Here is an 18,371-nt window from a genome sequence, read left to right on the forward strand (position 1 = left end):
CCATGCTGACCGCCGCCCATACGCTCGCCCCCGGACCCGACCTCGCGGCGCGGCTGCGCGGGGTCGTGACGGGGCTGGGCGTTTCGTTCGGGGCCGAACGCTCCGTGAAGCTGGAGGCGGGCGAGGCGCGGGGCGGCCGCGCGCTGTTCTCCGTCGCGCTGGGGGCGGATCCGCGCGCCGATCTCCTCGCCGCCGCGCACGCCATGGGGGCGCCCGAGACCGCCGTCGCCCCCCTGCTCCCCTACGCGGGCGCCGCCGCCCACCTGCATTTCGGCGCCGAGCCGCCGGCCACCGCGAAGCTCTACCTCGAGTTCGCGGTCCCGCCGCCGCGGCGCGCCGACCTGGTGTTCCTCGCCGCCAAGTGGCGCCTGGATGGGGCCGCCCCGCCCGCGCTCGCCACCTATTGCCGCCGCGACGAGGGGCTGGAGGACCTGCTGGACCGCCTCGCGCCCGCGCCCCTCCACGCCCCGCTCCGCGCCCTCGCCGCGCGCGCCGCCCGCGGCCCGCGCGCGCTGGAGGTGGCCGAGCCGCCCTCGCCGCGCCTGTCGCTGGACCTCAACCTCTACGATGCCGGCCTGACGCTGGCCGACGCCGCGGCGGAGCTTCTTGCCCTGCATCGCGCCCTCGACGCGCCGGGGGGGCAGGCGTTGCTGGACGCCCACGGCGCCGAGCCGCTGGGCCATGTCGCCGCCGGACGCTCGCGCGCCGGCGCGCCCTTCGCCACGATCTATTTCGGGGGCGGGCCGGGATGACCCTGCACGCCCCCCTCGCCCCGGCCCTCAGGGCCAAGCCCAGCGATCCGGCGCTCGATTTCTGCCTGTGGCCCTATGCGCGCCCGCGCCCGCCCGTCCCCGGGGCCCTGCGCAGCGAGGCGCTGCTCGCGGCCTCCTTTGCGCTCGCAGGGGTCGGCGACGTGATGCCCCCCATCGTCGAGGCGATCCGCGCGCGGCTGGGGCGCTTCGCCACCGTCTGGGGCCTCAAGCACATGGACGGGCGCCTGTCGTGGGAGTTCTACGTCTATGACTACGCGCGGCGGGAGCGGGCGTGCGCCTCGGCTCAGGTCCTCGACGCGCTGCGTCCGCATCTCGAGGTCACCGCCCCCACCGCCGACGACGCGCCTTGGTTCATGTTCTCCTTCGAGATCGACGAGGCGATCGCCCGCCGCCGGGCCCCGCTCGACCGGCTCGACCTCTACACCGGGCTGCCCTCGGACGGTCTCTCGGCCGGGATCTGCCACGGGCTGGGGCCGGAGGGGCTGGAGCTGCGCAACCTCTACTGGTTCCACGACGCCGCCACCCAGGCCGAGGACGCGCGGGCGAAAGCCTTCGCCAGCCCCCGGTTCGACGCCCGCCGCGTGGCGCCCGAGGCGCTGTTCTGGCCCGAGATGAACGCCGCCGTCCTCGTCGTCGCCCAGAAGCGGCTGTTCGACGGGATCTATTTCTCGCGCATCGAGGCGGGCGCGATGCTGATCTTCCTGCGCCGCGCAGGCTTCCCCGCGCCGCTGATCGAGTGGACGCAGGCGCATCTGCCCGCCCTTTCGCACCACCTGTTCGATGCCGGCTACGACCACCGCGTCGCGGAGGGCGCCGTCCACGTCGCCAAGGGGAGCGTCTATGGCCTTCTCTGACGCCCCGGCCCAGCCGCGCCTGTCGCTGCGCGATCACGCCGACTACGTCTCGCTGACCATGGAGTTCCGCTGCAACCTCGCGTGCGTTCACTGCATGATCGAGGGGACGATGGACCGCCTGACCCCCCAGCCCGACAGCGAGTTCCAGGCGGTGCTCGACGAGCAGCGCCGCAACCGCCGCTGGAAGGGGCTGATCCTGACCGGCTCCGAGATCACGCTGCGGCGCGATCTCCCCGATCTTGCCCGTCGCGCCCGCGCCGCGGGGTTCGCGCATGTGCGCATCCAGACCCACGGCATGGCGCTCGCGCGGCCCGACTTCGGCGCCCGCCTGCTGGACGCGGGCGTGGACGAGTTCTTCGTCTCGGTCGCGGGCGCCGACGCCGAGAGCCACGACCGGATCACCGCCGTCCCCGGCGCCTGGGACAAGATGTTGCGCGGGCTCGAGATCCTCGACGCCGACCCCCGCGCGCGGCTGTTCACCAACACCGTGGTCACCCGCCTGTCACACCCGCTGCTGGGCGACCTGGTGGAGGCGCTGGCGCACCTCAAGCGCCTGATCCAGATGGAGTTCTGGGTCTACTGGCCGATGTCGGAGACCGACGAGAAGGGCCTGTGCGCCCCGCACGCGGCGATCCTGCCCGACCTCGCCCCCGCGATCCGCCGGGCCCGCGCGCTGGGCCGCTTTGTCGAGGTGAAAAACTTCCCGCACTGCCTGCTCGTCGCCGAGGGGCTGGGGGACGCGTTGGTCAACGACCAGCCGCTGCTGCTGATCGATCCCGCCTTCTGGACGGAGTTCGAGCGCAACGGCTTCCACCAGTGCGTCCACCGCGCGACCTGCGCGTCGGATCAATGCCTTGGCCTGAACGCCGCCTATGTCGAGCGCTTCGGCTGGGAGGGGGATTGGCTCTTGCCACTAGGGAAACCGACCCCGTAGCGTGGGACGGTCAGACGCCGGGGGGGCTCCGGCGAACGCGTAAACGAAACATGAACGAAAGGCCGGACCTCATGGCCAAGCAGCTTCTCATCTACGAACGGGCGGTCAGCGTCTCGGCGCAGCGTCACCGCGACTGGTCGGTGGCGGCGGGGCGGTCCTACGCCTTCGCCCGCGGGATCAACGCGGCCCCCCTTGTGGCGGCCGAGTTCCTGCCCGCCAGCCTGGAATACGCCATCGTCTTCGCGGGCGAGGGCGACGCGATCATGCCCTCGGCCCTGCTGGGCGTGCGCGGAGAGGAGAACAGCTTCGTGGGCGCCGACGGCGCCTGGGGGGGGCGCTACATCCCCGCCTTCCTGCGCCGCTACCCGTTCGTGTTCTCGCGCTCGGAGGACGGCAAGACCTTCTCGCTGTGCATCGACGAGGAGTTCGAGGGCCTCAACCAGGAGGGGCGGGGCGAGCGTCTCTTCGACTCCGAGGGCGCCAGGACCCAGTATCTCTCGACGATCCTGGACTTCGCGACCCAGTACCAGACGCAGTTCACCGCCACCGGCCGCTTCTGCGCCAAGCTGCGCGACCTCGAGCTTCTGCAGCCGGCCACCGCCCAGTTCCGCCTGGCCGACGGGCAGACGCCCTCGCTCTCGGGGTTCATGACGGTGGACCGCGAGCGGCTCAGGAAGCTGCCCGACGAGACGCTGCTGCAGCTCGCGCGGTCCGACGAGCTGGAGCTGATCCACGCGCATCTGCACTCGCTGGCCAACATCACCCCGATGGCCCAGCGTCTTGCCGCGGCGCCTGCCGCGCCCGCGACCGCCCCGGTCGAGGAGCCGGCCCCCGCAGAGGGCTGAGCGGGGGGCTTGAGCATGCCAGCGTCCGGGCCCCCGTGGTGAGCGCGGGCCCGGGCCCGGGCCCGGGGGCGCCGCTCCGCGTCCTGGTGGCGGGGGGCGGCTCTGCGGGGTGGCTGGCGGCGGCGACGCTCGACGCGGCGCTGAATCGCGAAGGCGCGCGCGCGGCGGCGATCACGGTGGTCGAATCCCCCGACACGCCCCGCATCGGGGTCGGCGAGGCGACGCTGCCCACGATCCGCAAGGCCCTGCGCCGCCTGCGGATTTCGGAGGCCGAGTTCCTCGCCGCGACCGAGGCGACCTTCAAGCAGGCGATCGTCTTCGCCGGCTGGGGCGGCCCCGGCTCCGGCTTCGCCCACCCGTTCCACACCCGCCCCGGCGACGCGGCCGAGCAGGCTGGCGCGCGCTTCCTGCGCTCGGACGGGCGAACGCCCTTCGCCGATCTGGTGACCCCGCAGCCCGCGCTTGCCGCCGCCTTTCGCGGGCCGCGGCGGGCGGAGGATCCCGACTACGCCGGCCCCCTTCCCTACGCCTATCACATGGACGCCGAGGCCTTCGCCGAGCTGCTGGCCGCGCGCGCCACCGCCCGCGGCGTGGTGCGCGTCGCGGCCCATCTCGAGGCGCCCGCGCGCGCCATGGGCCAGCCGCTGGGCGAGGTCCGGGCCGCGGACGGGCGCCGCTTCGCCGCGGACCTCTTCGTCGACGCGACCGGCTTTCGGCGGCTGCTGATCGGGCAGGGGGGCTTTGTCGACCAGTCGCGCCACCTGATCTGCGACGCCGCCGTGGCCCTGCGCGCGCCCTGCGCGCCCGGTCCCACGCGGCCCTTCACGCTCGCCGCCGCGCGCGAAGCCGGCTGGACCTGGGACATCCCGCTCCGCGCCCGCCGCGGCCGGGGCTATGTGCATTCCAGCGCCCATCTCTCCCCCGCCGCCGCCGAGGACGTCCTGCGCGCCGAGAGCCCCGGGGCCGGCGAGGCCCGGCGCCTCGTCTTCCAGGTCGGGCGCCTCGCGCAGCCCTGGCAGGCCAATGTCGTGGCCGTGGGCCTCGCCGCGGGCTTCGTCGAGCCGCTGGAGTCGACCGGCCTGCATCTCGCCGACCTCGCCGCGGGGCTGCTGGCCGAGAACGCCCCGCTCGCGGGCCCCAACCCGGCGCTGGCGCGCGCCTACTCCGCCCACCTTGTCGCGGCCCACGATGAGGTCGTGGATTTCGTGTCCGTGCACTACGCCGCCTCGCCCCGGCGCGACACGCCGTTCTGGCGCGACGCGGCCGATCCCGCGCGGCGCACCGATCGCGTGGCCCACCTGCTGGAGCTGTGGGAATCCCGCCCTCCCGTCGCCGCGGACTTCCCCAATTCCCTGCAGGCGTTCAATCATCGCAACTGGGAGTTCATCCTGCACGGCCTGGGCTGGCGGCCCCGGACGCTGGGTCCGGCCGCCGGGCCGCCGCCGCGCCCCGACCCCGAGCTGGTGGCGCAGGCCCGGCGCCTGGCCGCCGAGCTGCCGGGCCATGACGCGCTGCTGGACGCCCTCGCGCCCCGCTGACGCCGTGGCAGAGGGGCGCCGGGTCGCACTGGCGCCGCCGCCGCGGGCCGGTAGCGTGGCCGCTCCCCCATGCAGGAGCCCTCGATGATCCCGGCCCGCTACGCCTCCGTCCTGTTCGGCCTGATCCTCAGCGGACTGATGTCGTTGATGGTCTCGGGCATCGCCACCCTGCGCGCCGCCGAGACGCTGGACGCGGGCTTTCCCGCCCTGTGGCTGGGGGCGTGGCTGACCTCCTGGGCGGTGGCCTTTCCCGCGGTGCTGGTCGTGGCGCCGCTGACCCGCAGGCTGGTCGCGCGACTGGTGGTCAGGCCGGCCGGGGACTGAGCCCCTCAGCCCAGCGCGTGCAGGGTCAGCCGCGCCGCGATCGCCCACATCACCACGGCGATGCCGGCGTCGAGCGCCCGCCAGGCGGCGGGCCGCGCGAACACCGGCGCCAGCAGCCGCGCCCCGTAGCCGAGCCCGAAGAAGAACACGAACGAGGCGCCCCCCGCCCCGATCCCGTAGGCGAGCTTCTCGGCCCCCGCGAACGGCGCCCCCACCGCGCCCACCAGCGCCAGCGTGTCGAGGTAGACATGCGGGTTCAGCCAGGTGAAGGCCAGCGTCTGCAGCAGCACCGCGCGCAGGCCCAGATCGGCGCCCGCGCCGGCGGCCAGCGCCTCGGCCGGCCCCAGCGCCGCGCGCAGACGCAGGGCGCCGTAGACCGCCAGGAACGCCGCCCCCGCCAGCGCCATCGCCGGGCCGAGCCACGGCCACCGCTGCGCCGCCGCGCCAAACCCCGCGACGCCGGTCGCAATCAGCAGCGCGTCCGAGACCGCGCAGGTCAGGCACACCCAGCCCACATGCCGCCCCCGCAGCCCCTGGCGGAGCACGAAGGCGTTCTGCGCTCCGATGGCGAGGATCAGCGAGAAGCCCGTGGCGAAGCCGGTCGCGCCGGCCGCCCAGGCGCCGGCGGCGAACATGGCGGGATCCTTTCGAAGGAGCAGAGAGACGCGCAGCGTCGGGAAGCGGGGGGGCTGGCGTCAGTCGCGCCGGGCCGAGGCGGGGGGGCGGGCCGTCGCGCCCGTGCGCGGCGCCCCGGCGCGGGGCTTGCCGTTGGGCTGGCGTCGGGCGAGGCCCGCGGCCCGCTCCTCGGCCGTGGGCGGCACCACCAGCCCCGCCGAGATCACCAGCTTGGCGGCCTCCTCGACGGTCATGTCGAGCAGCACCACGTCCTCGCGCATCGCGAACAGCAGGAAGCCCGAGGTCGGGTTCGGCGTGGTCGGCAGGAACACCGAGACCATGCTCCCCGGCTCCGGGCCCGCGAGGCCGTTGAAGGCGGCCACCCGCTCGGGGACCTCGCCGCGGGTCTCGGTCGAGATGAAGGCGATGGCCCACAGGCCGCGGCGCGGATACTCCACCAGGCAGGCCTGCTTGAACGAGGCGCCCGAGCTCTGGGTCAGCACCGTCTCGATGATCTGCTTCACGCCGTTGTAGACCGAGCGCACGATCGGCATCCGGTCGACCCAGCGCTCGGCCAGCAGCACCAGCTGGCGGCCGAACAGGTTCTTGGTCAGCGCGCCGACCACCGCGGTGAACACCAGGAACACCACCAGTCCGAAGCCGGGCACATCCACCCCGATCCAGGTCGAGGGGTTGTAGAGGGCGGGGACCAGCGGGACGATCTTGTCGTCCACGAAGGTGATCACCGTCCACACCAGGTAAAGCGTCAGCGTCACCGGCGCGACGATCACCAGCCCGGTCAGGAAGTTCGCGCGCCAGCGCTGGAACACCCCGCGGCGGCTCGAACGGGATTGGGAGCGTCGCGGCGAGACGGCCATCGTGCGGGAGTTCCTGGGGGCGAGAGGCGGAGCGCGCCGGTCGGGCGGCCGCTGCGGTCGGGTGGGCGCGCCTCTGGGTCTGGGATCGGGCCCGGAAACTGGGCCGCGGATCGGCGCGGGCGGTCGGGACGGGCGTCCCGCCGCCAAGTGGCGCGGGACCGCAGGAAGCTAGTCACGCGCCCGCCGCGGCGCAATATCGCGCGGTCCGATCGCAGTCACGCGCTTCGCCGCAGGGGGCGGCCCGCGCGCGCGCCGGCGCGGCTCAGAGCGGTCCGCCCGGCCTCTCGCCGCCCGCCGGATCGCCCGCGGGCAGGGGCCCGCGCCGCCGGTTCGCCGAATAGACGAAGGCCATCGAGCCGAGCATCGCAAAGCCGGTGGCCACCAGCACCAGCGGCAGCGGCAGCGCGCCGCCGAACACCTCGAGCAGCCAGCCGGTCACCGCCGAGAGCAGCGCCCCCCCGCCCAGCATCAGCGTCGAGCCCAGGCCCGAGGCGCTGCCCGCCAGGTGCGGGCGGACCGAGAGCTGGCCGGCCATGGCGTTGGGCATCGCCATGCCGCTGCCGATGCCCACGAAGAAGGTCGGCCCGAACAGCGCCAGCGGGTCCGTCGCCCCGCCCAGGAACATCAGCGCCGAGGCCGACATCGCCACGATGTTCAGCACCGCCCCGATCACGATCATCCGGTCGATGCCCAGCCGCGCGGCCAGCCGCGTGGTCAGGAAGTTCCCGACCATGTAGCCCCCGGCCATGAACATGAAGTAGACGCCCAGTTTCGACGGGCTCAGCCCCAGCACCTCGCTCGCCACGTAGGGCGCGCCGCCCAGGAACGCGAAGAACGCCCCCGAGGCGCAGGCGCAGGCCAGCGCATAGCCCCAGAAGCGGTGCGAGCGCACCAGCTCGGGATAGGCCCGGAACTGCTCGGCGAAGGAGGCGGTGGGGTTCATGTTGGTCTCGCCCGCATCCGCCCAGCACACGGCCAGGACCGACAGCGAGGCGACCAGCAGCACCACGAAGTTGGCGTGCCAGCCGAAAGCCTGATCCAGCAGGCCCCCGATCAGCGGGCCGACCATGGGCACCACCGCCATGCACATGGCGACATAGCCCATCATCTGGGCCGCGGTCTCCTGGGTGGACATGTCGCGCACCATGGCCCGCGACAGCACCAGCCCGGCCGAGGAGGTGGTCTGCAGCATCCGGTAGGCCATGAAGCCCTCGATCGTTTCCGCCGTCAGGCAGCCGATCGTGGCGAGCGCGAAGATCGCGAGGCCGCCCAGCAGCACCGGGCGCCGGCCCAGCCGGTCCGACAGCGGCCCGATCACCAGCTGCAGCACGGCCATCGCCAGCAGATAAAGCGACACCGCCAGCTGCATGACCGAGTAGTCGACCCCGAACCCCTTCGCCATGCCCGGCATCGAGGGCAGGAAGATGTTCATGCTCAGCGCGCCCATGCCGGCCATGGCCACCAGCGTGAACAGCGTCGGCGGCGTCCGCCGGTCGAACCACTTGCGGGTCCGGGAGGGTGTGTCGGTCGTCACGGTTGCCATAAGGATGGCTTAGAATGGCGCCCGGCGAAAGTCCAATCGAATGTGTCGCTTTGCCGGGGGCGCGTGTTCGGCCGCCTCGCGGGCGCGGCAGGCGGCCGCGCCTCGCCGTCTGGCGCGGCGTTTACCAGCTGTTAACGGCGCCGGCGCCACCCTGCGCCGTCGGCGGACTGATCTCGCCGGCGAACCGGAAGGAGCCGTCATGTCCCGCGCCCCTCACTGCCGGTCCGCGGACGGCCGTCCCGGGCGCGCGAGCTCGGTCCGCGCGGTCGCCGCCCGGCCCCGGGCGCCCTGCGTCGGCGACCTTCTTGGGGCGCTGGCGCTCGTCCTGCTGGCCGCGCTGGCCTGGTCCGGCCCGGCGAGCGGGCAGTCCGGGCCCGAGAGCGAGGCCGAACCCTTGGTGGCCGAAGTGGCGGTGGGCTGGTTTCCCCTGCCGCCCTACCTGATCTCGAGCCCTGGCAACGTGCCCGGCGGCTTTGGCGCCGAGGTGTTTGTCGAGGCCGCCCGCGACGCCGGCCTGCGCCCGGTGTTCCGCGCCTTCGACAGCCCGGGGGACGCGTTGCAGGCGCTGCGCGACGGCCGGGTGCAGGCGCTCGCGGTGTTGGGCGTCTCCGACGAGCGCCGCGAGATGATCGATTTCACCCGTCCGCTGGTCGAGGTGCGAAGCGGCCTCTTCGCCTCGGCCCGCAACGCCGAACGGCTGGCCGGGGCGCGAGAGGCGGGCGACCTCGAGGGCGCCCGGGTCGGCTACCAGGCCGGCGGTCTTGGCCGCAGACTGGCCGAGGCTTTGCCGGGCGCCACGCCGCTCTCGATCGTCGGCTTCAGCTACCTGATGGAGACGCTCGCCGACGGCGGGGTCGACGCGGTGGTGCTGCTCGAGGAGACGTTCGACCGCGGGGTCTTCGCGCTCGACCAGCAGGGTCGATTCGCGCGCGTCGGGCCGTGGCTGCGCGTGACGCCGGTCGCGATCGCCGTCGACCGCCGTCTGCCGGGCCTCGCGAAGCGCCTCGACCAGGCGATCGAGGCGATGCAGGCCGGCGGCCGATTCGCCGAGCTCGAGGACCGCTGGTTCGGCCCCCCGCCCTCGTGGTGGACCCGCGAGCGCATCGCGTTTGGCTCGGTCGCGGTGCTGGGCGGGGCGATGTTCCTGGGCGGCGCGCTGCTCTGGCAGGTGCGCGAACGCGAGCGCGCGGGCCGCCTGGCCGAGGCGCGTCGCTTCGGCGCCGAACAGGCGCGCCTTGCCGAGGCGCTGGCCTTCAAGAACTCCGAGCTCGAATCCCGCTCCCGCGACATGGAGCGGCTGCTTTACGTCGTCTCCCACGATCTCAAGAGCCCGCTGGTCTCGATCGGCGGCTTTGCGCGCCGTCTCGACCGCCATCTCGACCAGGGCGACGCCGAGAAGGCGCGCTCCGCGTCCGAGCGGATCTCGCGCAACGTCCACGCGATGTCCGAGCTGATCGAGGGGATCCTGCGCCTTGGCCGCGCCGGGGCGGGGGATGCGCGTCTCGCCTGGGTGGAGGTCGACCGCGTCGCCGACGCGGTGGCCGAGGCGCTCTCCAGCCGGCTGGAGCGCGCGCGCGCGCGCCTGATCGTGATGCGCCCCCTGCCGGTGGTCCGCGCCGACGAGGTGCTGTTGCGCCAGGCCCTGCAGAATCTGGTCGAGAACGCCGTGCGCTACGGCTGTCCCGAACCGGGAATGACGGTCGAGGTGATCTCGCGCAGCCGCGGCGGCCTGGTCGAGATCGGCGTGCGCGACCAGGGTCCGGGCGTGGCCGCGAAGGACCGCGAGCGGATCTTCGACCTCTATCGCCGCGGTCTTGGCGCGGGCTCGACCGAGGAGGGCGCCGGCCTGGGACTCGCGACCGTGCGCAAGATCGCCGAGCGGCACGGGGGGCGTGTAGGCGTCGACTCCCGCCCCGGCCACGGCGCGACCTTCTGGATCGGCTTCCCGGTCGGCCCCGATGTGGCCCTTGCCGAGCACGCCGAGGACAGCGCCGCCGCCGCCGGCCGCAGCTTCGAGGCGCGTCCCTTCGCCTTCGCCGCCCCCCAGGACGATCCGGTCGCCGCCCCCGTGGGCGAGCCGGTCGCGCTTGACGCGCCCCCCTTCGCCGCGCCGGCCGGCGCCGACCATGCCGAGCCGTCGCCGCCCGCCTCCCCCGATCCGCATGAGCCGTCCCCCACGACCGCTGGCGGGCGGGGCGCCCATGAAAGGAGCGTCGCGTGACCTCCCAGGACCCGTTCCGCATCCTGCTCGTGGAGGACAACGAGGACCATGCCGAACTGATCATGGAGATCCTCGAGGACGCCACCGCGCCCGTCGACGTGCGGCGCTGCGTTGACGGGGAGATGGCGCTCGCCTGTCTGTCCCGGTCGCGCGACGACCCCTCGGTCCACCTTCCGGACCTGGTGCTGCTCGACCTCGACATGCCGCGCATGGACGGGTTCCAGACGCTGGCGGCGCTGAAAGCCGACCCGCGGACGCGACGGATCCCCGTGGTGATCCTGACCACCTCTCGCGCCCGGCAGGACGTCGCCCGGGCGCTCGACGGACATGCCAACTCCTATGTCTGCAAGACTGCGGATTTCGCCGCTCTCGAAGATTTGCTGGCTGAGGTTCGGCGATACTGGACCCAGGCGAACTTGCGCCCGGGGCCGATCCTGGACGACGCCCTGGGCGTCTGACCGGGACGTTTCTCCGAAAATCCGAACCGACCGGGCGCCGCGGGCGCCCGGCCTGGCCGTCAAGGAAACCTTTCCTCAACCAAGGCGGACCTAATCTGAGTGCGAGGCGAAGAGCGGGCCGATGGGAACAACGATGCGGTGTCTGATCGTCGAAGACTATGTCGAGCTGGCCGAACTCTGGCGGCTTGAACTTGCCGACCTGGGATTCGAGGCCGTGGCGGTGAACTCAGCCGAGGCTGCGTTCGCGCAAATGCTCCTGATTCCCTTTGATCTGGTGATCGCGGACCTGGGCCTGCCGGACGGCTCCGGCCTGACCGTGGCGCAGAGCGCGGCGATCCGCGCCCCCGGCGCGGCGGTGATCGTGGTCACCGGCCAGGCCGATTATCCTCACGGGGAACTCTTCGGGATGTCCACCAACATCGTCGCAGTGTTCCGCAAGACCTCCGACCTCAACGACATGCTCGCCTTCGCCGACCATCTGCGAAGCAAGCGCGCCCGGGCCCTCGATCTGGCCGACGCGCCCCGCGTCCAGACCGCCGAGGGAGCGACGCGCTCCCACGCCGCCGCGGACCGCGAGACGGCGTTCCCGGACGCCCCCCCCCGGGCCCGAATGCGCGCTGCCGGGTGATCCGGCCGCGCGCATATGGGCTCGGGAGAGGCGCTGACGAGCTGCCGCGGGGTCCATAGATCCAACCCATGCGCCGGAAAACGTCTCGGCCGACCGCACTCTGCGGTCGCAGGCGCTCCCGGCGCCGCGGATCCTCGCCATCCAGGACGTGACGGCGAAACGCGCGCTCGTTTGACGAGCGTCGGTGTCCATTGACCGTCTCCCTGGTTCTTCCCCTCCAACGACCGAGCGACCGGGCACTCGCCGCCCGGAAGCGCGCCGCAAGGGCGTCGCGGGAAGGCGCGACCGATGGGTCGAGCCCGGAAGGGCGGGCCGAGCGTGCGCCGCAGGGTCCGCGCGCGATCTCCTCGCATCTCATCTGGAGCCCGCGCCGAACGGGCAGCCGTCGCTCGTTCAGGAGCCGGGCGCCGCTGCCCCGCGCGCCGGCATGGGCGGGCCAGGCCGCAGAATCCCGACTGCGACGCGCACGCGGGGGAACGCCCGCGGCATAGGCCTGAACAGTGGGAGAGGACGCTTCGAATTCCCGCGAGGGCTGCCCGTATCCCTGAGCCAGAAGGCGACCGGGGCCCGGCACGCGGCGCGCGTCGGTCTCCGGTCGACGAGGCCCATGCCGGCGGCTGAGGGAACCCAGGTTCAGCGTCCGCTGGCCGGCTGCGCCCGTGCTCCGCCTCAGGCCTTCCAGTCGGGGTCGCGCTTCTCGAGAAACGCCTGCACGCCCTCGGCCGTGTCGCGGTGGAGCATGTTCTCGGCCATCACCCGGCCGGTGTAGGCGTAGGCGGCCTCCAGGCTCATGCCGGCCTGGGCGTAGAACGCCTCCTTGCCGATGCGCACCGCCACGCCCAGCTTGGCGGCCACCGTGCGGGCCAGATCGAGCGCGGCGTCGGACTGCGACCCCTCGGGGACCACGCGGTTGACGAGGCCGATCTCGCGAGCGCGGGCGGCGTCGATGAACTCGCCCGTGGTCAGCATCTCGAAGGCGTGCTTGGCGGGCGCATTGCGCGTCAGCGCCACCATCGGCGTCGAGCAGAACAGGCCGATGTTCACGCCGTTCACCCCGAAGCGCGTCGTGTCGGCGGCCACCGCCATGTCGCAGGTCGCCACCAGCTGGCAGCCCGCGGCCGTGGCCACGCCGTGCACCTCGGCGATCACCGGCTGGGGCAGGCGGGTGATCGCGGTCATCATCCGCCCGCACTGCGCGAACAGGGCGGTGTAGCAGGCCCGGCCCCCGTCGGGCGATTGCCGCGCGGCCTGCATCTCGCGCAGGTCGTGGCCCGCGCAGAAGGCCTTGCCGGCGCCGCGCAGGATCACCGCCTTCACCTGCGGCTCGCCCGCCAGCCGGTCGAGCTCGGTCTGCAGGCGGGTCAGCATCGCCTCGGAGAGGGCGTTGATCTTCCGGGGCTGGTTCAGCGTCAGGCGCGCCACGGGGCCGAGGTCCTCGCGCAGCAGGAGGTCCTCGGCGGCCGGGGCGTCGGCGACGCTCTGGGTGTTCGCGGTCATGGCGGGCCTCCCGGGGCTGGTCTGGGTCGGGGCGACCATAGCGCCGCGAGGGGCCTCGCCCAAGCCCCGCGCTTGACCCCGGCCCCCGCGCCCGCGATCAATCCCGCCCGAGAGCGTTCAGCGCCGAAGGGGAGGAACCGCATGCAGCCGCTGATGACCGAGACCGAGCTCGCCGTCTATCTCGACGAGGTGTTCCCGGAGATGGAGGGCAAGTTCGTCATCGAGGAGGTCGCGTCGATGTTCGCCCGCGTGCGCCGCAAGGTCACGCCCGAGGACCTGCGGCCTGGCGGCACCGTCTCGGGGCCCACGATGTTCGGCCTGGCCGACTGCGCCTTCTACGCGGTGACGCTGGCGATGATCGGGCGTCAGGCGCTGGCGGTGACCACCTCGTGCAGCATCAACTTCATGCGCAAGCCCGAGCCGCGCGACCTGGTCTGCGAGGCGCGGATCCTGAAGCTGGGCCGGGCGTTGGTGGTGGGGGACTGCACGATCTTCTCGCCCGGCGTCTCGGGGCCGGTGGCGCACGCCACGCTGACCTACTCGATCCCGCCCGCGGGCTGATCGGGCCGGGCGTCGCGGGGGGCGGGCAGCCAGCCGGCCTCGCGCAGCGCCGGGACCCGTCCGCGGCTGACCGGAATCCGCTCGCCGCCCGTCAGCTGCAGCATCGCCCGGTCGCCGTCGCGCCAGACGGCGGCCACGGCCCTGCGCGCCACCCAGTGCGAGCGGTGCACCTGCATCCCCTCGACCGGCGCGCATTCGGCGATGGCGTCGCCCAGTCGCAGGAGCACCAGTTCGGCCCCGCGGTCGGTGACGACCTCGACATAGTGGTCCTGCATCGACAGGCGCCGAAGGGCGCCGCGGCGCTCGGGCGACAGCCGCTCCAGCAGGCGTGGCGACGGGGCCCCCGCGGGCGCGGGCAGGGCGCCGGCGGGCAGGGTGAGGGCGGGCGGGGCGACGGGGGGGCGGGCGACGCGCGGTTCGACGGGAGGCCGGGGCGGGGCGGGGGGCGTCGGGCGCGGCGTCTCGCGCGGGCCCAGGCCGCCGGCGTCGCCCAGCGGGATGGCCATCGCCCGGGCGTTGATCGCCAGGATCAGCGTCAGCGCCGCCGAGATCGGAAGGATCGCCAGCACCGCCGTCATCGTGAAGGGCGAATCGAGGAACACCGCGCGCAGCCCCGCGACGGTCGCGGCGATCGGCAGGGCTGTCGCGCCGACAGTCGCGGCCAGCAGCGCCGCGGGTCCCGCCTGCGGCCGCAGCGCCGAGATCAGGGCCGCGCCGAGGATACCCAGCCCCCAGCAGGCCGTGTGCAGCAGGATCCAGAACGCCGTCAGGCCGAGGGGAGAGAGTCGCTCGGCCGTCCCGAACGGCGCCACGATGCAGAACACCGCGACCACCGAGACGAAGGCGAGCCACAGCCGACGGCATCGCAGCCGGTCCTGCAGTTCACGAAGCGCAAGATGCAGCGTACTGAAAACACTCATGGAAGGACCGTCATTCGCGAATTGGCGGGGCGGTTTGCGAAACGCAGATTGCCGCGAGGAGACCGCGGAGTCCACATCGCAGCGCGTCGTCGCCGGGCCCCTGGTCCTGCCGCGGCGCGGACGGGAGCCGGCCGCCGGCGTTCGCCAGGGAGGCGACGCCGCGCAGGAAGCGCCGTCCTCGACCCTCGCGGGCGCCTGTCTGGGGCGGGCGGCTCGTGCGGCGGTCGAGCGGGAGAAGGCGCGCGCGGTCGCTCGACGATCGCGCCCTTCTCCCGCGCCCCTCGCCCCTCTGTCTCGCGCTGTTCGCTCGCCTCTTCGGGGCCCCGTGTCTCGTCGGGCGGGACGCGTCGGCGTTCCGCGGCGTCGCGGTTTCGGGGCGCGGGGGTGCAGAAATATGGGGTATCTGGATACCTTATTGCGAAGAGTTTGAAAACATGGGTCTATTTCCGGCCTGTCCGGATCAAAGCCAGTTGACTCGGCCACGGGATCGCTTAGAAGGCGCGCATCCGTCCGGCGAACGCTCCGAGCTTCGCCCCTGACGCCGCCGGCCGCCCCGTTCCTCCGGGAGCGTCTGGGCCCGGAGATGAAAGAGACGACGAACCGATGAAGACCTTTTCCGCCAAGCCGGCCGACATCGACAAGAAGTGGGTCGTGATCGACGCCGAGGGGCTGGTGCTGGGCCGCCTCGCCGCCCTGATCGCCATGCGCCTGCGTGGCAAGCACAAGCCCTCGTTCACGCCGCACATGGACATGGGCGACAACGTGATCGTGGTCAACGCCGAGAAGATCCAGCTGACCGGCCGCAAGCGCGCTGACAAGACCTACTACTGGCACACCGGCTACCCGGGCGGCATCAAGTCCCGCACCGCCGGCCAGATCCTCGAGGGCAAGTTCCCCGAGCGCGTGGTCGAGAAGGCCGTGCAGCGCATGATGCCGGGCGGTCCGCTGACCCGCAAGCAGCTGTCGAACCTGCGCGTCTATGCGGGCGCCGAGCACCCGCATGAGGCCCAGACCCCCGAGGCGATCGACGTGGCCGCCCTGAACTCCAAGAACACCCGGAGCGCCTGACGATGGCCGACGACGACGTGAAGACCCTCGACGACCTCTCCGAGCTGAGCCTGGAGGGCGACGCCCCCGCGGCCGAGCCCGCGATCCCGCGCGAGCCGATCCGCGACGCGCTCAACCGCTCCTACGCGACCGGCAAGCGCAAGGACGCCGTGTCCCGCGTGTGGGTGAAGCCCGGCACCGGCAAGATCACGGTCAACGGCAAGGAGGCTGCGGCCTACTTCGCCCGCCCCGTGCTGCAGATGGTGATCGCGCAGCCCTTCGGCGTGGCCGGAGTGGACGGCCAGTTCGACGTGATGTGCACCGTCAAGGGCGGCGGCCTTTCGGGCCAGGCGGGCGCCGTGAAGCACGGCATCTCCAAGGCCCTGACGCTGTGGGATCCGTCCCTGCGTCCGGCCCTGAAGGCCGCCGGCTTCCTGACCCGCGACAGCCGCGTGGTCGAGCGCAAGAAGTACGGCCGCCGCAAGGCCCGCCGCTCCTTCCAGTTCTCCAAGCGCTGATACGGCCTCCCGCGCGCCTGCCGCGCGGGACCGATCGCCGGAACCTCACGCTCCGCGCCCCAGGCGCGGGGCGTTTTCATTTGCGCGCGATTTCGCCTTGCCGCCCGGCGCCCGCAGCGGCAGAAGCCCCCGCGGGAGCCGGCGACAGGAGATGCGGCCATGCAAGGCGCCGTCGTTCGCGAAATCAGCTATGCCCACGGGGTCCGCACCCCGGCGGGCCGCCTGATGGTCCGCAGCCTTGAAAACCTCACCGGCCGCCCCTCGCTGATCCGCCGGGCCCGCGACTACGAGCGCGAGGTCGCCGCCGGGGCCGACTTCTGGGAGGTGATGGTCCGCCGCTACGGACTGACGCTCGACCTGGGCGAGGCGGGGCTGGAGCGGATCCCCGCCACGGGCCCGCTGGTGCTGGTCGCCAACCACCCGTTCGGCATCCTCGACGGGCTGATCATGGGCCGGGTGCTGTCGGCCCGCCGCCCCGGGTTCCGGATCGTGGCCAACCATGTGTTCCGCAAGGCGCGAGAGCTGGACGAGGTGATCCTGCCGATCTCGTTCGACGGCGACCGCGAGGCGCAGCGCCTGAACCTGGAGACGCGGCGCCGCGCGCTTGCGCATCTCGAGGACGGGGGCGCGGTGGGCGTGTTTCCCGGGGGCGCGATCTCGACCTCGCGCGCGCCGTTCGGGCGGCCGATGGATCCGGCCTGGCGCACCTTCACCGCGCGGCTCGTCTCGCGCAGCGGGGCGGCGGTGGCGCCGGTCTATTTCGAGGGGGCGAACTCGCGCCTGTTCCAGCTCGCCTCTCACCTGCACGCCACCCTGCGGCTGGGCCTGCTGATCAACGAGTTCCGCCGCCAGGTCGGGGGCGTGGTGCGCGTGCGCATCGGCGAGCCGGTCCCCCCCGAGGAGATCGCCAGCCGCCGCAACGACGCCGCGGCGTTGATGGATCACCTGCGCCGCGCCACCTATGCGCTGGCGCCCGTGAGGCTTGCCGATATCGGCTACGGGTTCGACTTCGACGCCCCGCGGAGCTGAGCGCCGCGTTGCGTGCAGGGCCTGCCGGGTGTAAGGCCCGCCCGGCAATTCCTGCGACGGAGACGGGACCATGGACAAGGCGCGCATCGCGATCATCGGGGCCAGCGGCTACACGGGCGCCGAGCTCGTGCGCCTCGTCACGACGCATCCGGGCATGCGAATCGCCGCGCTGGCCGCCGACCGGAACGCCGGGAAGCCGCTGGCCGAGATCTATCCGCACCTGTCCCATCTCGACCTGCCGACGGTGGTGAAGACCGAGGAGATCGACTTCAGCCAGATCGACCTCGCCTTCTGCGGTCTGCCCCACGCCACCGCCCAGGCGGTGATCGGCGGTCTGCCGCGGGACCTGAAGGTGGTGGACCTCTCGGCCGACTTCCGGCTGCGCGACCCCAAGGTCTATGAGCAGTGGTATGGGCACGAGCACCATGCGCTCGACCTGCAGGCCGAGGCCGTCTACGGCCTGCCCGAGTTCTACCGCGATGAGATCCGCGCCACGCGCCTGTGCGCCGGCACCGGCTGTTTCGTGGTCAACGGCCTGCTGCCGCTGGTGCCGCTGGTCGAGAAGGGGCTGATCGACCTCGAGGAGATCGTGATCGACTCCAAGACCGGGATCACCGGGGCGGGGCGCAGCTCGGCCGAGTGGAAGCTGTTTTCCGAGGTCACGGCGGGCGCCAAGGCCTATGGTCTGGGCGGCACGCACCGCCACACCTCCGAGTTCGACCAGGAACTGACCCGCGCCGCCGGCCGCGAGGTGACGGTCAGCTTCACGCCCCACCTGCTGCCGATGAACCGCGGCATCCTGGGCACGATCTACGTGAAGGGCGATGCGGACGCGATCCAGGCGGCGCTCGAGGCGCGCTATGCCGATGAGCCCTTCGTGCAGGTCCTGCCGATGGGCTCGGCGCCGCTGACCCAGCATGTGACCGGCTCGAACCTCTGCCGGATCGGGGTGACGAAGGATCGGCGGAAGGGGCGGGCGGTGATCGTCTCGGCGATCGACAACCTGGTGAAGGGCGCGTCGGGGCAGGCGGTGCAATGCGCCAACCTGATGCTCGGCCAGCCCGAGACGGCGGGCCTCGAGCTCGCGCCCATGTTCCCCTGACCGCTGCGCCCGGCCCGCCGGGATCCGCGCATCGACGGCCGGCGCCCCGAGAGGAGCGCCGGCCGTTCGCGTCCGGGCCAGGCGGG

General features: G+C 73.1%; 19 protein-coding genes. 14 read left to right on the forward strand and 5 right to left on the reverse strand.

Going from position 1 to position 18,371, the window contains the following annotated elements; translation table 11 throughout:
- The first annotated feature begins 2 nt into the window (after positions 1–2).
- From AAC134_RS08065 to AAC134_RS08090, 6 genes are all read left to right on the forward strand, one after another.
- Entirely contained in the window at positions 3–752 is a 750-nt protein-coding gene (locus tag AAC134_RS08065) for a hypothetical protein (RefSeq protein ID WP_339948561.1), read from the forward strand.
- Positions 749–1,627, forward strand: a complete 879-nt coding sequence (locus AAC134_RS08070) for a hypothetical protein (protein WP_339948562.1) — start codon at positions 749–751, stop codon at positions 1,625–1,627. The genes AAC134_RS08065 and AAC134_RS08070 overlap by 4 nt, the downstream gene beginning before the upstream one ends.
- Positions 1,614–2,561, forward strand: a complete 948-nt coding sequence (locus AAC134_RS08075) for a radical SAM protein (RefSeq protein ID WP_339948563.1) — start codon at positions 1,614–1,616, stop codon at positions 2,559–2,561. The genes AAC134_RS08070 and AAC134_RS08075 overlap by 14 nt, the downstream gene beginning before the upstream one ends.
- Before the next feature lie 50 nt (positions 2,562–2,611).
- Positions 2,612–3,406, forward strand: coding sequence for a SapC family protein (locus AAC134_RS08080; RefSeq protein WP_339948564.1), 795 nt, complete (start codon positions 2,612–2,614; stop codon positions 3,404–3,406).
- Between the two features lie 38 nt (positions 3,407–3,444).
- Entirely contained in the window at positions 3,445–4,944 is a 1,500-nt protein-coding gene (locus AAC134_RS08085; protein ID WP_339948565.1) for a tryptophan halogenase family protein, read from the forward strand.
- Between the two features lie 84 nt (positions 4,945–5,028).
- Positions 5,029–5,268, forward strand: coding sequence for a DUF2798 domain-containing protein (locus tag AAC134_RS08090; protein WP_339948566.1), 240 nt, complete (start codon positions 5,029–5,031; stop codon positions 5,266–5,268).
- Between the two features lie 5 nt (positions 5,269–5,273).
- On the opposite strand, the gene AAC134_RS08095 is transcribed toward AAC134_RS08090, so the two are convergent.
- From AAC134_RS08095 to AAC134_RS08105, 3 genes are all read right to left on the reverse strand, one after another.
- On the reverse strand, positions 5,274–5,903 hold the full coding sequence (locus AAC134_RS08095; protein ID WP_339948567.1) for a LysE/ArgO family amino acid transporter: 630 nt from the start codon (positions 5,901–5,903) through the stop codon (positions 5,274–5,276).
- A gap of 60 nt (positions 5,904–5,963) precedes the next feature.
- Positions 5,964–6,761, reverse strand: a complete 798-nt coding sequence (locus tag AAC134_RS08100) for a DUF502 domain-containing protein (protein WP_339948568.1) — start codon at positions 6,759–6,761, stop codon at positions 5,964–5,966.
- 262 nt (positions 6,762–7,023) lie between these two features.
- Positions 7,024–8,304 carry a multidrug effflux MFS transporter gene (locus tag AAC134_RS08105; protein ID WP_339948569.1) on the reverse strand — a complete coding sequence of 427 codons (1,281 nt, stop codon included), beginning with the start codon at positions 8,302–8,304 and terminating at the stop codon, positions 7,024–7,026.
- 199 nt (positions 8,305–8,503) lie between these two features.
- On the opposite strand from AAC134_RS08105, the gene AAC134_RS08110 reads away from it, so the two are divergent.
- From AAC134_RS08110 to AAC134_RS08120, 3 genes are all read left to right on the forward strand, one after another.
- Positions 8,504–10,525 carry an ATP-binding protein gene (locus AAC134_RS08110; protein WP_339948570.1) on the forward strand — a complete coding sequence of 674 codons (2,022 nt, stop codon included), beginning with the start codon at positions 8,504–8,506 and terminating at the stop codon, positions 10,523–10,525.
- Positions 10,522–10,983 (forward strand): response regulator, encoded by a 462-nt coding sequence (locus AAC134_RS08115; protein WP_339948571.1) that lies wholly within the window; start codon positions 10,522–10,524, stop codon positions 10,981–10,983. Before AAC134_RS08110 ends, AAC134_RS08115 begins: the two co-directional genes overlap by 4 nt.
- A gap of 133 nt (positions 10,984–11,116) precedes the next feature.
- Positions 11,117–11,611, forward strand: coding sequence for a response regulator (locus tag AAC134_RS08120; RefSeq protein WP_339948572.1), 495 nt, complete (start codon positions 11,117–11,119; stop codon positions 11,609–11,611).
- A gap of 669 nt (positions 11,612–12,280) precedes the next feature.
- Here AAC134_RS08120 and AAC134_RS08125 read toward each other — a convergent pair.
- Positions 12,281–13,108: an enoyl-CoA hydratase gene (locus AAC134_RS08125; RefSeq protein WP_339948573.1), complete on the reverse strand. Its 828-nt coding sequence runs from the start codon at positions 13,106–13,108 to the stop codon at positions 12,281–12,283.
- Between the two features lie 141 nt (positions 13,109–13,249).
- On the opposite strand from AAC134_RS08125, the gene AAC134_RS08130 reads away from it, so the two are divergent.
- The gene (locus AAC134_RS08130) at positions 13,250–13,669 is read left to right on the forward strand and encodes a PaaI family thioesterase (protein WP_339948574.1); all 420 of its coding nucleotides are present in this window, start codon (positions 13,250–13,252) and stop codon (positions 13,667–13,669) included.
- Here the strand turns inward: AAC134_RS08130 and AAC134_RS08135 are convergent.
- A complete protein-coding gene (locus AAC134_RS08135; protein ID WP_339948575.1) occupies positions 13,645–14,589 on the reverse strand; it encodes a LytTR family DNA-binding domain-containing protein in 945 nt (314 codons plus the stop codon). The genes AAC134_RS08130 and AAC134_RS08135 overlap by 25 nt on opposite strands.
- A gap of 603 nt (positions 14,590–15,192) precedes the next feature.
- On the opposite strand from AAC134_RS08135, the gene rplM reads away from it, so the two are divergent.
- The 4 genes from rplM (at position 15,193) to argC (ending at position 18,285) form a co-directional block, all read left to right on the forward strand.
- Positions 15,193–15,657 carry a 50S ribosomal protein L13 gene (rplM, locus tag AAC134_RS08140; protein WP_339948576.1) on the forward strand — a complete coding sequence of 155 codons (465 nt, stop codon included), beginning with the start codon at positions 15,193–15,195 and terminating at the stop codon, positions 15,655–15,657.
- Positions 15,658–15,659: 2 nt separating this feature from the next.
- On the forward strand, positions 15,660–16,154 hold the full coding sequence (gene rpsI, locus AAC134_RS08145; protein WP_339948577.1) for a 30S ribosomal protein S9: 495 nt from the start codon (positions 15,660–15,662) through the stop codon (positions 16,152–16,154).
- Between the two features lie 159 nt (positions 16,155–16,313).
- Positions 16,314–17,183: a lysophospholipid acyltransferase family protein gene (locus AAC134_RS08150; RefSeq protein ID WP_339948578.1), complete on the forward strand. Its 870-nt coding sequence runs from the start codon at positions 16,314–16,316 to the stop codon at positions 17,181–17,183.
- Positions 17,184–17,253: 70 nt separating this feature from the next.
- On the forward strand, positions 17,254–18,285 hold the full coding sequence (gene argC, locus AAC134_RS08155) for an N-acetyl-gamma-glutamyl-phosphate reductase (RefSeq protein ID WP_339948579.1): 1,032 nt from the start codon (positions 17,254–17,256) through the stop codon (positions 18,283–18,285).
- Positions 18,286–18,371: the final 86 nt, after the last annotated feature.

The organism is uncultured Albimonas sp., assembly GCF_963977235.1.
Taxonomy (GTDB): Bacteria; Pseudomonadota; Alphaproteobacteria; order Rhodobacterales; family Rhodobacteraceae; genus Albimonas.

Bases quoted from the DNA above. Each gene is read 5' to 3' on its own strand.
- AAC134_RS08070 (WP_339948562.1), top strand. From the start codon at position 749: ATGACCCTGCACGCCCCCCTCGCCCCGGCCCTCAGGGCCAAGCCCAGC.
- AAC134_RS08095 (WP_339948567.1), bottom strand. From the start codon at position 5,903: ATGTTCGCCGCCGGCGCCTGGGCGGCCGGCGCGACCGGCTTCGCCACG.
- AAC134_RS08105 (WP_339948569.1), bottom strand. From the start codon at position 8,304: ATGGCAACCGTGACGACCGACACACCCTCCCGGACCCGCAAGTGGTTC.
- AAC134_RS08150 (WP_339948578.1), top strand. From the start codon at position 16,314: ATGCAAGGCGCCGTCGTTCGCGAAATCAGCTATGCCCACGGGGTCCGC.
- AAC134_RS08110 (WP_339948570.1), top strand. From the start codon at position 8,504: ATGTCCCGCGCCCCTCACTGCCGGTCCGCGGACGGCCGTCCCGGGCGC.
- AAC134_RS08075 (WP_339948563.1), top strand. From the start codon at position 1,614: ATGGCCTTCTCTGACGCCCCGGCCCAGCCGCGCCTGTCGCTGCGCGAT.
- AAC134_RS08130 (WP_339948574.1), top strand. From the start codon at position 13,250: ATGCAGCCGCTGATGACCGAGACCGAGCTCGCCGTCTATCTCGACGAG.
- AAC134_RS08080 (WP_339948564.1), top strand. From the start codon at position 2,612: ATGAACGAAAGGCCGGACCTCATGGCCAAGCAGCTTCTCATCTACGAA.
- AAC134_RS08120 (WP_339948572.1), top strand. From the start codon at position 11,117: ATGCGGTGTCTGATCGTCGAAGACTATGTCGAGCTGGCCGAACTCTGG.
- rpsI (WP_339948577.1), top strand. From the start codon at position 15,660: ATGGCCGACGACGACGTGAAGACCCTCGACGACCTCTCCGAGCTGAGC.
- AAC134_RS08065 (WP_339948561.1), top strand. From the start codon at position 3: ATGCTGACCGCCGCCCATACGCTCGCCCCCGGACCCGACCTCGCGGCG.
- rplM (WP_339948576.1), top strand. From the start codon at position 15,193: ATGAAGACCTTTTCCGCCAAGCCGGCCGACATCGACAAGAAGTGGGTC.
- AAC134_RS08135 (WP_339948575.1), bottom strand. From the start codon at position 14,589: ATGAGTGTTTTCAGTACGCTGCATCTTGCGCTTCGTGAACTGCAGGAC.
- argC (WP_339948579.1), top strand. From the start codon at position 17,254: ATGGACAAGGCGCGCATCGCGATCATCGGGGCCAGCGGCTACACGGGC.
- AAC134_RS08100 (WP_339948568.1), bottom strand. From the start codon at position 6,761: ATGGCCGTCTCGCCGCGACGCTCCCAATCCCGTTCGAGCCGCCGCGGG.
- AAC134_RS08125 (WP_339948573.1), bottom strand. From the start codon at position 13,108: ATGACCGCGAACACCCAGAGCGTCGCCGACGCCCCGGCCGCCGAGGAC.
- AAC134_RS08090 (WP_339948566.1), top strand. From the start codon at position 5,029: ATGATCCCGGCCCGCTACGCCTCCGTCCTGTTCGGCCTGATCCTCAGC.